Source organism: Chitinivibrionales bacterium (genome assembly GCA_035516255.1).
GTDB lineage: Bacteria > Fibrobacterota > Chitinivibrionia > Chitinivibrionales > FEN-1185 > FEN-1185.
Map to the genome: position 1 here is coordinate 1 of DATJAL010000014.1, position 14096 is coordinate 14096.

Consider the following 14096-nt stretch of genomic DNA (forward strand, 5'->3'; position numbering starts at 1 on the left):
TTCAGGATGTACACTTCCGCGCGCAAAGGGCTCGTGAGCCCCCATGGTATGCTCATGATCTTGTTCAAAATGGGAATGTTGGCGGTCTGAAGCGTGTGCCTGCCCGGTCCAAACACATGGATGGCCTTGCCATTGTAGAAAAAAGCGCCGGCCTGGCTTTCGCGCAACACCAATTGCGCGCCGAATTTTATTTCTCCCGACCCTTGTTCAGGAATACGCTGCATCATTTTATCGCCGGTCGGGTCAAGCCATTCTATGACTTCAAGGAAGATCACATTGTTTGTACCCATGCGCGCTCCTTTGAACGATAAGCGGTTTGCCAAGGCCGGAGAAGTAGTTTTTACCGGCTCGCATAAGTAATGATACGTTTATGGGGCGCAGAAGTGCAATACTTTTGAGAAGGACCGGCGGCTGTATGGAGGCAGCCGCCGGAGGCTAATAGGGCTTGTTTATTGAATGCATCAGAAATTTATGGTTGAGCCAGATATAAAACCGGAATAAGAGAATTATTAGAAGCAGAATTACGATAGCCAGTATTATTATTTCAAGCACGCGTTTCTTTGAAATCTTAGCAGGGGCCTTTTTAACCAGTACCGGCTTTTCCGGCGTTACCTGCGCCGGTGTTGCAGGAACTGCATTGACCTTTTGCACGGAAATATCCAGAGGTTCTGCAGCGCGCGCAACCGTAACCGGCTTTTCCGTGAGAAAGGTGACTTTTTCTATCCCCGGGATTGTTATCGGCTCTTCAAGGAAGCTTGAATCGTTTCTCCAATTGTGGGAGTACAGGATTTTTTCTTCTTGTCGGATAAGAAAAGGCGCGGTTGTTTCCCCCGAGATTAAATCAAGGCAGCCTGCCAAGTCGATTTTTTCCGCCACGACACCGGCAACGCGTTTTTTCCCGCCGAAGAGGGGTCTGGCCCAGACCAGGTAATTTTTTCCATTTTCTTCCGAGGTACCGCTGAACGCCTTTTTATTTTTTACCGTAAAAACATACCAATCTTCTCTGCCGATTTTCCGGTGCGATTTCTTTTTAGGCCTTTCCCCCCTTACCGCCTCGCTGATGACCGCCCCCTTTGCATTGACTTTGACAAGAGAGGAGACGGGTGGATTTTTCTTGAGCGCTGCAGCGAAGAGCGCGTTTACCGGGCCGGGACGTGACTTCGCAATAGACTTACTTGCCGCGAGCTTGTCGAAGTCTTTTTTTAATGCGATAAAAGAAGCGCTCACCGTGTCTTTTATCGAGGCGGAATACGCTGGAATACTGGCAAGTAAAGCCAAAGAAAAAGCCAACCATCCAAGTGCACGTGCTTTTTTTGCGGGTTTCATAATTGACATGATGTCCTCCTTCTAGAGAAAGGATATCATAGTAGATAAATAGTAAATGGGATGAAATGAAGAACACAACAATTTCATGAAAAAGCCCCTGGACGGAAGATTCCGGGGGCTTGAGACAGAAGAGGCGAAGCGGCGAAATCCACGCCGGAGCTCCAGAGATGTTTAGAGGCCTGTTCTTTTCGGGGTGCCATATTGTTCCGTTGATACGGCGGTGAAGATCTGCTTAATTTGTGTTTGTGCCGCGGCCCAGTTGTGCCCAAAGTTGTTGTAAGTAGGATCAGAAACCAGCGAATCAAGCACAATGGACTTTTTTGCCGACCCAAGGTTCGGCCATTCTTGATCGTTGCTCCCGCCCGCGAAAGCCACCCAGTCTAAAACCGTGTCGCCGGCTGCTTTGGTGCGAAGGCTGATCCAATTGCCCGTTGATGAAAGGTCAAGCGCGGATGCCACCGAAGAATAGGCATCTACCCATGGCATATTTTGCCTTCCGATGACATATAATCCTTTCGGCGGTATTGCCACAATGCCAAAGCTGCGGCAGGTACCATCGATTTCAACGATCAATGAGTCGTTGAACGACAGGTCTAGAGGATTGTAGATTTCAATATATTCAGAATCGTTTGCGGCATACATGATTTCGGAAATGATGAGCCTGCCGGTTTCAAACGCGATTGTACTGCCGCTTCCCACGTTGCCCGACACTACGGTGACTGCAGGGATCTGTGCCGTGACGTTGATCGAGGCGCCGGTTGTCACACGGTAGAAACTGCTCGATATGCTCGTGTCGCGGGTAACGGAAAAAACAAGCCAGAGCGACGACCGGTATACCATGGTTCCCGCAGTGTCGGTGCCTTCCATAATGAGCGAATCGCTGGTTTTGTCAGGTATATTATCGATGCTGATGAATAACTTTGTTGACCTGTCCGCGCAGGATGAAAGGCCGCCAAACGAGGCGCAAATGCTTTTGACGCTTGTCGGTATATTCGAAAGGTCGATATAAATGGATCCCTTTATCGGAACCAGCCTGAAATCGAGAACCTTTTTTTCAGATGAAGAAATACTGATGGTCTGGCTTGCAGCCACATGAATGATTTCGTTGCTCTTTGTTTTAGTAAAAACCTCAACGCACCTGTTTTTTCCTGCGGGCAGGTTTTCCACGGAGGCGGTAATATAAGGATCGAGTGAACTGAATTTAAATGCCATCGTAATTGTATCCATATCGGCTGCGCTCACTCGCACTACCAAACTGTCCCAGGTGGTTGCTAGGGTTGCCTGCGTTTTTGCCAGAACGTTTTGCTCGGCGGGCTTCTGAAGTGATGCCCATACCTCCACGCTTCCAGTCTTTACCGGGCTCATGCCCGTGGGATTGTTTGCACACGACGCCGCTATCAGCGCCGCGCCCGCAACTGCCGCTGTCATCCATCGCTTTTTCATGTTTCCTCTCCTTTTTGGTTTAGGTGGTGAAGGAGAAGGGAACAATTGCATTAACCATGCCAAAGTATTTTTTAGGGATATTTTAAAAAAACGAGGATGATAAAAAGGAGTAGGTTGCAGTTGCGCAACTTCACAAAAATACTATTGCAAATATGTTTTCTTTAAAATGACTGGATGTTAACACTAAAGAATCAAAGGGTTTATTAACTCCAACCAGCAATAACAGATCCTGAATTATTCCGGGTGCGGTTTCCCGGTCAATGACGGAGAAAACCCTCTTGCAGGATGCGCTAAAACAAGATTTATTTTTGGTTCGCCGTTAAAAATTGATTCCACCAGACCGGTGCCAGATTGTTGGGGCATGTCACAGGATTTGCATAATAGGTATGAGGTCCGTATTCCGCCTTATCGGTTGAGAAAAACAGGTTTCCATACCCATCCTGAACAATCGTTACGGTGGTTTTTGATACATTTCCTTTGATGGACACCGTGTTGTCGTTTATCTTGGTTATAATAACGTTGTAATGACAGGTGTCCTGGTTGTTAAGAAGTTTTCCGCAGGTATTCCAGTCTTTGATATATTGATCGGCATAACTTTTTATAAAAACCTGCAACTGTCCTCCGGAAATGATGACGGACATTCCCACGTCGAGAATGGCCTGGTTCCTGGCTGCAACGATCGAGTCAACGGAATGAACGGTCCCGATTGGTGTGAGCGGGCTGGTATATTCTGCCTTGGCGCCGACGATGTTCCATGTGCCCGAAATGTCATTTGGAGCATGCGCACCAGTAAATACGTACCAGATCTTTATGCCGGCAAGCGCCCAGCCGACGACCTGATCGGGGAACACTTCGAGCGTGATGAAATCAATAATGGCAAGCAGACTGTCATTATTCAAATTATAGACGTATTTGACCGTGTCAGGCGTGCCTGGGGCTGGCGCACCGGAATCAATTCCCTGGCAGGAGCCGGCAGGCTGGGTTATTGTCGTCATTGTATCAATCGAATCACCATGAGCAACGGTGAAGGACGACGTGGAGACCTGATATTTGCCAGGCAGGGGTCCGGTGCCTGGCCCGGCCGGGCCGGTATCACCGCAGAACAGAAAAGCGGACGCAAAGAAAAGGCCCAATCCAATATTAAAAAGAGAACGTTTTTTCACGGCTGCCTCCTTATGTAAAATTTTCTATTTCAAGAGGGTGACCGGAACGGCGACGCCTGAACCATTTGCCGAAAATGCTTTTAGAATATAAACTCCTTTATGTAAAATACTGCCGCTCTTGTCAAGGAAACATTCCGCCGTCCCGGCGTTCTTCATTCTCCAAAATAAATTTGCAACACGGCGCCCGTCCACCGTGAACAGAGCGATGGAAACCGGCGGCCATGAAAAGGATGGAATTGACATGACAACCGGGGTATAATTTCCCCGAAGGGAATTTTTTACAATAACAGTGTAAAAAGAGGGTTGAGTTCCTTTTGTAGGTAATAGCACCCGTTCAATGCCCTCCTTTGCAAGGAGCGTCATTTCAGAATCGCTTAATACCCTGTTGTAGAGCCGCAGGTCGTCAATAAGCCCGCAAAAGCATTGTTTTGCGGTAAAAACGTCTGAACCGAACAACGTGGTTTTATTATTCGTGGACATTTTCGCGTCAGGAATGGAAGCGGTTTTTGTTCCTGCCCATGTGCCGTCAACATACAATTTCAAGATGGGTTTTTCCCACACAACGCCGGTTGAATGCCAGCCGTCATTGTGCACCTGGAAGGGCAGTACCATGAGTTCTGTGTCGGTGTTGTTGCTCACGATCGCCACGGCCTCCAGCTGCTGGAACGAGTTGCCGAGGGAGTCTTTCATTGCGGTTGCCGAAAGCCACATTTCGCGCCGTTTGCCCGTGTTCGATAATTCGTACGTGTCCCAGATGTCGCGGGCACCGGTGATGGTCTTTCCGCAGACACTTGCATTGAACCACGAGAAAATCACGGCGCTGTCTCGGGGCATATTGAACGACGATTTGTTGGGAATGAGAATGTAATCGTCGACGCCGTCGAAGTTGGCAGCCAGGCCGCTGCCGCTTCTGTCTGTAACGAAAGGGGTCGGGTTGGTCAGAAAAAGTTTTCCGTCGTTGAGCGCATGGCCGGTTGAATCGTTCGCATTGCCATTGAAGGGATAATACGCCTGAAGACCGGCCGCAGGCACCTGGGCGGAGGCCGATGCTGCCGAAAGAAAAAAAAGGCAGAAAAAGGATCGAAGGCTCATTTTTATAGAAATAAATATATAACGAATATTTTCGAAATGCCAAAAAAACAGGGGCGCCGGAAAGCGCCCCTCCTGCTGATTTCGTCTCGGTCAAGGGTCACCCTGTTAAGACTTGCCGCCTTCCCTTCCTTCCGCCCAGGAATCGGAAGCCTGTAGGTTTCCGTCGAGGAACGTCCAGGTAATTTTCCGGTAGCGCATGGAGATCTCCTCCATGTGGGTGAAGCGCTCCTTTGTGGCATCCTTTACATTGGGCATAATCGGTTTAACCGAACAGACCTTGACGCCCTCGAGCTTGTGGTTGAAATATTCCTTCTCGCTTCCCGTGTCGTCGATGTTGTACCACTTGATCTCGACGTTTTTGAAGGTCTCGCCTTCGCACACCGCCTTATACAGGTAGGGCGACGAGGCGTCGAAGGCCTTGACAAACGTGAGTGACTCGTGTTTGCGGGTGCCGGTAAGGCGCCCGGTGTCGGGGTCCGTGGGGATGCGCACCTCGTGGTGGAATTCGAGCACCTCGATGCTTCCCTCGCGGCCGGCTACGTCCACCGAACCCTTGATGTCGGCCCCGGTTTCGTCTTTGATCCAAAGATATGCAGGAATCGGCATGTGATACTCCTTTCAGATTATATAGTTTGAAGGGTAAGATTATCTCGATTCAATAAAAAAATATAATGATCAGTGATACCGCTCTGTGACGTCCGTCACAAATTGAAAATTATTTCATTATTTTGTTTTTATGTTTATGGGTGTATGGGTTAATGAGTACTAACTTAAGACTCATCAACCCATTAACCCATCAACAAGAGGTACCCCGCCTTATTTCCCCTTCGGCATCTGCGACACCAGCGACAGGTTGATGTCGATGCCTTCGATCTGGAAATGCGGTTGCACCGAGAGGGTCACCCTGAAAAATCCCGGATTGTCCTCTATTTCGTTCACCGTGACTTCGGCTGCCTTAAGCGGGTGTGTCGAAATTAACTCCGGGCCCGGATCGTTCATCTCCGTTACAAGACCCTTGATCCAGGTATTAAGCTCGTTCTGCAGCACGACTTTGTTCTTGGTGGAGCCGATATTTTCCCGCTGGATCACTTTAAGATAATGCGCGATCCGCGAAACAAGGAAAATGTAGGGAAGCCGCGAATTGATGCGCATGTTCGCGGTGACCGCCTTGTCGTCGTATTCCGCGGGCTTTTGCGCGGAGTTTGCCGAGAAGAAGCATGCGTAGTTGCGGTTCTTGTAGAACGACAGGGGAATGAACCCTTCCTGCGCGAATTCGAACTCGCGGGTTTCGGGGATCAAAATTTCGGTGGGGATTTTCATCTGGTTGCCCTTGCCGACATCGTAGATGTGCACGGGCAGGTCTTCCACCTTGCCGCCGGCCTCGGGGCCGCGGATCTGCACGCACCAGCCGTTGTCCACAAAGGAACGGACCATGTTCGCCGCGAACGCAAACGACGCGTTGCCCCACAAGTACTTGTCGTGGTCGGTTCCCTTGACGTTTTCAGTGTAATTGAATTCCTTGACGGGCAGCGTATCGGGCCCGTAGGGGAGGCGCAGCATGGCGCGCGGCAGCATCAGGCCCACGTAGCGGGCGTCCTCGGTCTGGCGGAAGCCGTTCCACTTGAGGAACTCGGAACGTTCCATGTAGTTATGCAGGTCCTCGATTTTGGTGAGGTCCTGGATGGTTTCCTTGCCGAAGAATTTCGGGCTCACCGATCCGAGAAAGGGGCAGTGGCACGCGGCAGAAACCTTTGACACGTTCTGCAGCAGTGTGATGTCCGACGGGCCGCTGTCGAATTCGTAATTCGAGACTATAGTGCCGTAGGGCTCGCCGCCGGGCGTGTCGTATTCGCTGACATACACGTGCTTGTACAGGCCCGATTGAATGGTTTCGGGAGCGTCTTCGAAATCCTCCGCGAGCTCCTCTTTCGACACGTCGAGGATGTCGAGCTTTACGTTTTTCTTGAAATTCGTCCGCTCCACGAGGAACTTGAGGCTCCTCCAGGCCGCCTCCATCTTCTGGAAGTTCTGGTGGTGGAGGATTTCGTCGAGCTGGAGCGACAGCTTGCGGTCGATCTCGCTGATATGGTGGTCGAGCATGGCCTTGTCTATCTTGTCCACGCTCTGGGTCGAGGCGACCACGCTGTCGACGAACACGGCGAGCGCCGCGCTGATGCGCTCGTTGGCCTTGCTGTCGGCGAGCACCTCGGTGCTCTTGAACTCCGATATGTCTATTTGCTTTGCGGGAACGGAAAGGTTCATGGTCTGGTAAATGTATTCCAGGCCGTGGGCTTCCTGCGCCTCTTTCCCGCCGGCTTTTTTTTCTTGCTCTGGCATAATGGTTTCTCCTGGTTTTTATGGTGAACGCCCGGGAGGGCGATACGGTTCGGGTTATTTCTTCTCCTCAGCCACGACCTTCTTGAGTTCTTCCTGCAACGCCTTCATTTCGTTGGGATTCTTGATGATTTCCTCGAGGCGTTTGCGGAATTCCCTGTTATCAAGAAGGTTCGACTTGAGGTCCTTGAGCAGGTTCCTGGCAGCCATCAGTTTGGAAAGCGTCGGGATGCTTTTTGCCACGTTTTCCGGCTTGAAGGAGTCCATGTTCTTCACCTTCATGTCGACCGCAAGGTCGCCGCTGCCAGTGAGCTTGTTCTCCACGTTGTACTTGAGGTTGAGGTCCATGCTTTCCATTACCTGGGTGAAGTTTTCCTTGTTGATGCTGATCTTCTCCCGGTCCGACAGGCGGTCGCTGTGTTTTTTGAATGAGAAGTCGCCCACCACAAGCGACTTGAGGGGCAATTCGATCTTTTTCTTCGCATTGCCTTTACCCACATCAAGTTTGAGGTTGATCCGGGCAGGGGGTATTTCATTTTGAAAACTGCCAGCCATAGGAACCTACCTTTCTTTAAGTGAAAATGGTTTTTTAAGGACTTTTTCAGGAACTTCCGGTTTATGTGTTGAGTGAAAACGCCTTTTTCGGGTCGATCTGGCTGATTTTGCTCAAAATGCTGTTTTGTTTTTCGGTCATGCCTGCCTGAACCGGCGGCGGCTTGTTCGCCCGCGCTACTTTAAGCACCTTGACCATGATGCTCCACGCCTCAACGGCGAGGTCGGGATCCCATTTGTCAAGATGGTACAGTTGGATCTTGGCGTCCAGCGAATCGAGGATCGAAAGGGCGATGTCCGGTTGCTTTCCCGTGAGAAGCATGTTGCACATGATGATGGAACGCCTGAAGTTGTCGCGCTCGTTCGAAGAGTTGCGTATCGAATTCTGAAGAAGATCGAGCGCCGCTTCCATTTTACCAGATGCAATAAGTGACGTCGCCTCCTTTTTTTCCGACTCGACCTTGTCGCCACCGGGCGCGTCCGCATCCTTTTTCGCCGTTACGGCGCCATCCTGCGAAAACATGGGGAGCACGTGCTTTGCGATCCATTCTTTTGTGGCCTCGTCACAAAAAGGAGAGCCGTCGGAAAACGAGAGCTTGAGAAGGTCGGGGATGCGCCTTACCAAAAGGCCGGTTTCGAGCAGAATGGCCTGTTCCACCGGCTTGTACGGCTCACCAAGCCCTTGGCAGGCGGCGGCGGTAATGCGCTGGAGTCCGAGCCACAGATGGTTGGCGCCGGAGGTGAAGGCGACTTCTGCTTTGTCAATGGCAGGCTTGAATTCCTTGTTAGCGATCATGGCCGTGAGTGAGGTGACGAGGTCGGCCGGCGGTGGCGCGAGTTGGGTCTTGCCGTTTTCGCTTGGGGGCGCTTTTTCGAAAATGTCCCACCGGATGGATCTCATGAGCCTGAACCCCATCGCCTTTTGCGGCTCCTTTTCGATGAGAAAGTAAGCCGCCTTGCGCGCAATGCCCTGCGCCTGCTTGGGCGTGTCCATGGGGTCGCCCACGGTCTGGCCTGCGCTGGCGGCGCCCGCCGCAGCCTCGGTCTTGGGTTTTGGCTTGCAGGTCTTTTCCCAGTTCTGCGCCGCTGAAAAAAGGCCGGACGGAAACGGGGATCCTTCTGGAAATTTTTCCTGCAAAATGCCCTTGAGCGTGGTAAGGCCGGCAAGCAGGCGGGCTATGTGGCTGTAGTCTGCTTCTTCAGGTTTCTGGCTCGCAACGGCTTCGTTAAAACGGGGTTCCGAGAGCCATTTGAGTGCGTTTTGTTTTGCGCGCTCGCGATCCGGGAACATGGCGTTGTAATCCTGCTGGCAGAGCTTAGCGAATCCTTCAAAAACGTCTGCGAACTGATCCCATTTTGCGTCGTGTAAATAGACGAAGCTTAAAAAACAAAGCAGCCGCATGTCCTTGGATTTCTCGGCAAGGAGTTTTCTGCACAACGTCTCGATAAGCGTGAAATCAACGCCGCTGATTTTGCCGATTTCGGTTTTACACGTGTCGAAGTCGGCTTCATAATTGATGTTAACGCCCATCGGGCCGCCGCCCGGGACAGGTTTGATAATAAGATCAAGAAGCTCTGAAATAGCCGTTCCCCTTGCAAAGTGATAATAATGGAATGAAAGGAGAAAGTTAAAATATAGTAACTGCCTAAAGGCAAGCAATTTATTTCATTGATAATGCATTGAAAATAAATGCCCTCACTGTAAACTACTTTGGCGTGGTCTTAAAAGATGTGATAGCAATCACAACAAGGTTAATCCCGCAGCCGGAGAAGGATGGCGACCTTTTTGTGCTGATCCACTGAAGCGTTAAAGAGTTTAATTGCCTGCGGCGAGGGGAGCTGTTTAATGGTGGCGCCTTTGGCTTCTATCGCAATCACCGTTTCGTCGTTCAGCACGAATGTCGGCCGCGAGAAGCCGGAGCCGATGATAATCAGGATGTTTTCCTCCGGGGGAATACTGAAAAGATCGTTCCAAATATCTTGGAGCGTTTCCTTACCGGAGATTTCTTCAACCGGCTTTGGAGAACCGTTCGGGCCGACATACAGATCGTAAAACATGAGCGGGACACGGTTGTAAATCACCAGGTTTTTCTGGGCGAACCCGAACTTCCCGCCTGGGTTGAAAAAAAAATATGCAACCGCGCAGGCGACGATGATGAGAAAAATTTTGTTTTTAAATAGGGAAGCCATGCGATTGCCTTATTAGAATAAAATGATTTCATGGAGAATGACATTCAAGAGAAATTTGAATTAAATGGAGAAAGTGGGCGGGCGATCACTTGAGGTTCTGAATGAACATCGACAGCTTGGCCCTCGAAACGGGGTTGCGGAACAGCTTGCGCAGCGAGCGATCGCGGATAAGGCGCACGCGCTCGCGGGTGAGCTTGAGCTCCTTGCCGATTTCCTCGAGCGTGAACTGCTTGGAGAAGTTGAGCCCGAAATACATGCGGAGGATCTGCTCTTCACGGCTCGTGATGTTCTGGAGCACGCTGTCGATCACCTTTGCCAATTCCCGGCGCTCGCTTTCGAGGTCCTGATTGGGCTCATCGCCGAGCAGGTCATTGAGGGTCTTGGTAGGATCGCCTTCGGTTCCTTGGTTGTTGCTCACCGGCGCATCGAGCGATATGCCGCGCAGCTTGTCCATGACGTCGATGATATCCTGCTCATGCTCCCTGAAATCGCTCATGGCCATGGTTCCCATGTAATCTCCGGCATTTTTATCGAGCGCTTTTTTAAATCGAGCAAGGAGCGCGATTTTATTCGGCGGAATGCGCACGGTGCCGGTCTGCTCAAAGAGCGCCTTTTGGATGGACTGGCGTATCCACCACACTGCGTAGGAAATAAATTTCACCTTGTTGTCGAGGTTGAAACGTTTTGCCGCCTTGAGCAGCCCGATGTTGCCCTCGTTGATGAGTTCGAGGAAACTGAGGCCTCTGCCGCGGTACCGCCGCGCCACACTCACGACAAAACGAAGATTGCTGGTAATGAGTTTGGTAATGGCCCCGTTGTCGTTTTTCTGAACAGAGCAGATGATGGCGCGTTCTTCCTCTTCAGAAAGAACGCGGTACCGGTTGATATCCCTGAAATAGAGTGCTTCTGTTCTTGTCGGCATAAAAATAAACCGCCCAAAAGAATAGTCGTTTTTTCCTCTTAAATTATATCATTAAAATTGGACAGATTCACTATTTAAACGATTAATATAAACCCTAAACAACAATTGATTACCATTCGTATTACCATACCCTATTATTGATAACAGGGAGTAAGATTAATCCCGGATAAAATTACTTAATTACAAGCCTAGGGCAAGATATTTTTTGACGGCTGGCTAATTACCACGATTCCGGAATCGCTCACCGTAAAACGTTTCCTGTCCTCATCCGGATCGTAGCCGATCCGCTCGCCGGGCATTATCTTTACGCCGCGGTCTATGATGGTACGCCTTATATGGGCTTTTTCGCTTATCTGAACGTCTGGAAAAATGATGCAATCCTCAACGACGGCAAAGCTATGCACGCGCACGCCACGCGACAACACCGAGCGCACTATGCGTCCACCACTGACGATGCAGCCGCCGCTCAATATCGAGTCGAGCGCCTCGCCTTTTCTTTTTTCCTCTTTTTCACCTGAAAACACGAATTTCGCCGGCGGGGATTGGCCGGGTGCCGTTCGGATGGGCCATGCCTCGTTGTAAAGGTTGATTTCCGGGACCACGTCGCGGAGCGTCATGTTCGCCTCATAATAGGCGTCAATGCTTCCGACGTCCTTCCAGTAGATATTTTGCTGCGGAGTTTCGCCCGGAATGCGGTTGTTCGAGAAATCCCAAACATAAATCGGGTAGTTGTGGAATATTTTCGGAATCACATCCTTGCCGAAATCGTGCGTTGAGCCGCTGAGCGACGCGTCGTTGAACAGCTCGCGAACCAGGAACTTCCGGTTGAAAATATAGTTGCCCATGGAGACCAGGGCCATGCGGGGGTTCCCTGGGATCGGCTTGGGCTGCTTGGGTTTTTCCTCGAACCCGATCATCCTGCCGTCAGGATCGATCTCGATAATGCCGAACGCAGAAGCCTCCTCGAGGGGCTTTGGAATCGCGGCGACGGTGGCAACGGCGCCTACGTGGCGGTGAAAATCGAGCATCTGGGAAATGTCCATTTTGTAAATGTGGTCCGCGCCGAACACCGCGATATAATCAGGATTTTCATCTTCGATGAGATTGAAATTCTGGAACACCGCATCGGCCGTGCCCATGTACCAGTTCTTTCCCGTGCGCATCTGCGCGGGAACAGGGTCGATGTACTGGCCCAACATTCGGTTGAGGTTCCATCCCGCGGTGAGGTGCTTGATGAGCGAATCCGACTTGAATTGGGTGAGCACCTTTATCTTGAATATGCCCGAATTGATGAAGTTGTTGAGCACGAAGTCTATGATGCGGTATTTGCCGCCGAAATAGACAGCGGGTTTTGCCCGTTCCTTGGTGAGCGGATGGAGCCTTGAGCCTTCGCCGCCAGCCATGATCATGCCCAGAACATTGGGATATCCGATGGACGAGCGATAATTGGACATGGGCGGCCTCTCAAGAATGAGGAGTTACTATGCTGATGTTTTCAAAATAGTTTGTATCAGAAAAAAGTGCAATACATGGAACCCGGTCTGTCGCAGGAGAAATGTTGGAAGGGGAGGCGTTAAAAAACCAGCTTGGTCAGCAGGCTCCACACCGGACTGGTGAGGGGAACAAAAATATTGCCCACACCCAGGAATATGAGAATTATTTCAACGGTAAAAATGATTGCCGTGAGCAGGAGGAAATTAGTAAGAAGAAAAATGATGCTGCCACGCACGCTTTTTTTTCTTTTGCTGACAAAAAGACGGCGGCCGAGCCGCAAGAATAATTTAGCCATAGGTTTGTCCGGCATTACTGTTTGAATTTGATCCGTTTCACGATGACCGCTATGTCGCCCGCCTCAACAGTGGTAAAGAGCCGCTCGATCACCAGCGTGCTTGATGTTTCGCCCACGTTTAAGGCGCAGGCGAACGCGCAGGGACGGTCTGGAATCGTGTTGTTTTTGGGGGCAATGGCAAACAGATCGCCAAATACGACACCGTCCTTTGAGCCCCTGTCGAGAATAAATGAATGGTACGGATAGGAATGCACGGTGTTTTCCACCAGGAGGAACACGCTGCCTTTGATGGCGACCGGTGGATCCTCGAGCGAATCAATTGCAGGAGAGGGAAATTGCGTTTCGCGATCCACCCGGTCGCCGCTTTCAATGACATCCCATAACTTGAAAAGAGTGGCATAAAAATTCTTTCCCTTTGACGAGCGTATCGCAGCCTTGGCAACTCTTCGAACAAGATTCGCCTGCCTTCCCTGATAAAGCACCATCCGGTCTGAGTGGTAGATGTCAACCGTATCGCCGACGCGGTAGGACGCCGCGCCAAAAGGCTCGATAATGACGTCGTCGAATTGCTGATACACCTCGGTCTCATATTTTCCAAGAACCTCCGCCGAAACTTTGCGTAAAGATGCATTGCCCGGAAAGACAAGCCCTTTTTCGTCTTTCTTGAACCAAAGGAAGGCTGTTTTCGCAAGAAATTCTTCGGTGAAATAATTTCTATTCTCCATTATCAGCCTGAACAGCGTATCGGACAGCATGGAACCCTCAAGAAGGGATTTTTTACCGCTAACGCCAAATCCCGACTTCTGCTCCGACTCTTCCAGCGCCTGCCTGGTTTCAGAGGAAAATTCTTCCTGACCGGAGCTTCCTCCCGAAACGGCACCTTGGCCTAAGCCCGATGCGCCGCCTCCGGAATATGGCGTTGTTTCCGCCCCGGCCGGCTGTCCGCTGCCGCCGATCACCAGGTTGTTTCCAGGATAAATGAGGTCGGGATTGGTGATATAGGGGTTCTGATGCCAGATCTGGGACCATTTAAACGGGTCGCCGAGGAACCTGAACGCGATGTCCCAGAGGCAATCGCCTTTTTTTATGATATAAGTTTGTTCGGGCGGCTGTGCCAGCGAAAATGACAGAATAAAAATAAGCGGCGGAAGGCCAAGGAGAAATTTTCTTTTCAGGGCAAAATCCTTTTTTAGATTATTTCCTTTTGGGCACAGGTTGGGCCTCAATAGTCATAATATATTTTATGCTCTCAATCAGTCAATATGATGTGTGCCAAGCAGGGAGA

Annotated in this window: 14 protein-coding genes; 1 reads left to right on the forward strand and 13 read right to left on the reverse strand. The window is 50.6% G+C overall.

The window, feature by feature from the left end; translation table 11 throughout:
- The 12 genes from VLX68_04540 to glgC form a co-directional block, all read right to left on the reverse strand.
- Positions 1–290 (reverse strand): SPFH domain-containing protein (locus VLX68_04540; GenBank protein HUI91499.1); only part of this gene is annotated, 290 nt, incomplete at its 3' end.
- A 145-nt stretch (positions 291–435) separates the two neighbouring features.
- The gene (locus VLX68_04545) at positions 436–1335 is read right to left on the reverse strand and encodes a hypothetical protein (protein HUI91500.1); all 900 of its coding nucleotides are present in this window, start codon (positions 1333–1335) and stop codon (positions 436–438) included.
- A 162-nt stretch (positions 1336–1497) separates the two neighbouring features.
- Entirely contained in the window at positions 1498–2769 is a 1272-nt protein-coding gene (locus VLX68_04550) for a hypothetical protein (protein HUI91501.1), read from the reverse strand.
- Positions 2770–3071: 302 nt separating this feature from the next.
- Positions 3072–3932, reverse strand: coding sequence for a hypothetical protein (locus VLX68_04555; protein HUI91502.1), 861 nt, complete (start codon positions 3930–3932; stop codon positions 3072–3074).
- A gap of 24 nt (positions 3933–3956) precedes the next feature.
- A complete protein-coding gene (locus tag VLX68_04560) occupies positions 3957–5024 on the reverse strand; it encodes a LamG-like jellyroll fold domain-containing protein (protein HUI91503.1) in 1068 nt (355 codons plus the stop codon).
- 105 nt (positions 5025–5129) lie between these two features.
- Positions 5130–5630, reverse strand: coding sequence for an Hcp family type VI secretion system effector (locus tag VLX68_04565; GenBank protein HUI91504.1), 501 nt, complete (start codon positions 5628–5630; stop codon positions 5130–5132).
- Positions 5631–5840: 210 nt separating this feature from the next.
- Positions 5841–7361, reverse strand: coding sequence for a type VI secretion system contractile sheath large subunit (gene tssC / locus VLX68_04570; GenBank protein ID HUI91505.1), 1521 nt, complete (start codon positions 7359–7361; stop codon positions 5841–5843).
- Positions 7362–7415: 54 nt separating this feature from the next.
- A complete protein-coding gene (tssB, locus tag VLX68_04575; protein ID HUI91506.1) occupies positions 7416–7913 on the reverse strand; it encodes a type VI secretion system contractile sheath small subunit in 498 nt (165 codons plus the stop codon).
- 61 nt (positions 7914–7974) lie between these two features.
- The gene (gene tssA / locus VLX68_04580; GenBank protein ID HUI91507.1) at positions 7975–9570 is read right to left on the reverse strand and encodes a type VI secretion system protein TssA; all 1596 of its coding nucleotides are present in this window, start codon (positions 9568–9570) and stop codon (positions 7975–7977) included.
- 92 nt (positions 9571–9662) lie between these two features.
- Positions 9663–10100, reverse strand: coding sequence for a hypothetical protein (locus VLX68_04585; protein ID HUI91508.1), 438 nt, complete (start codon positions 10098–10100; stop codon positions 9663–9665).
- Between the two features lie 85 nt (positions 10101–10185).
- Entirely contained in the window at positions 10186–11022 is an 837-nt protein-coding gene (locus tag VLX68_04590; protein HUI91509.1) for an RNA polymerase sigma factor RpoD/SigA, read from the reverse strand.
- A gap of 188 nt (positions 11023–11210) precedes the next feature.
- Positions 11211–12476 (reverse strand): glucose-1-phosphate adenylyltransferase, encoded by a 1266-nt coding sequence (glgC, locus tag VLX68_04595; protein ID HUI91510.1) that lies wholly within the window; start codon positions 12474–12476, stop codon positions 11211–11213.
- 101 nt (positions 12477–12577) lie between these two features.
- On the opposite strand from glgC, the gene VLX68_04600 reads away from it, so the two are divergent.
- Positions 12578–12802, forward strand: a complete 225-nt coding sequence (locus VLX68_04600) for a hypothetical protein (protein ID HUI91511.1) — start codon at positions 12578–12580, stop codon at positions 12800–12802.
- A 23-nt stretch (positions 12803–12825) separates the two neighbouring features.
- Here VLX68_04600 and VLX68_04605 read toward each other — a convergent pair whose 3' ends face one another.
- Positions 12826–14037: a LysM peptidoglycan-binding domain-containing protein gene (locus tag VLX68_04605; GenBank protein ID HUI91512.1), complete on the reverse strand. Its 1212-nt coding sequence runs from the start codon at positions 14035–14037 to the stop codon at positions 12826–12828.
- Between the last annotated feature and the right edge of the window lie 59 nt (positions 14038–14096).

Excerpts from the sequence above, each read along its gene's own strand:
- tssB (HUI91506.1), bottom strand. The coding sequence starts at position 7,913 with ATGGCTGGCAGTTTTCAAAATGAAATACCCCCTGCCCGGATCAACCTC.
- VLX68_04565 (HUI91504.1), bottom strand. The coding sequence starts at position 5,630 with ATGCCGATTCCTGCATATCTTTGGATCAAAGACGAAACCGGGGCCGAC.
- VLX68_04545 (HUI91500.1), bottom strand. The coding sequence starts at position 1,335 with ATGTCAATTATGAAACCCGCAAAAAAAGCACGTGCACTTGGATGGTTG.
- VLX68_04600 (HUI91511.1), top strand. The coding sequence starts at position 12,578 with ATGTTGGAAGGGGAGGCGTTAAAAAACCAGCTTGGTCAGCAGGCTCCA.
- VLX68_04550 (HUI91501.1), bottom strand. The coding sequence starts at position 2,769 with ATGAAAAAGCGATGGATGACAGCGGCAGTTGCGGGCGCGGCGCTGATA.
- tssC (HUI91505.1), bottom strand. The coding sequence starts at position 7,361 with ATGCCAGAGCAAGAAAAAAAAGCCGGCGGGAAAGAGGCGCAGGAAGCC.
- VLX68_04585 (HUI91508.1), bottom strand. The coding sequence starts at position 10,100 with ATGGCTTCCCTATTTAAAAACAAAATTTTTCTCATCATCGTCGCCTGC.
- VLX68_04560 (HUI91503.1), bottom strand. The coding sequence starts at position 5,024 with ATGAGCCTTCGATCCTTTTTCTGCCTTTTTTTTCTTTCGGCAGCATCG.
- glgC (HUI91510.1), bottom strand. The coding sequence starts at position 12,476 with ATGTCCAATTATCGCTCGTCCATCGGATATCCCAATGTTCTGGGCATG.
- VLX68_04590 (HUI91509.1), bottom strand. The coding sequence starts at position 11,022 with ATGCCGACAAGAACAGAAGCACTCTATTTCAGGGATATCAACCGGTAC.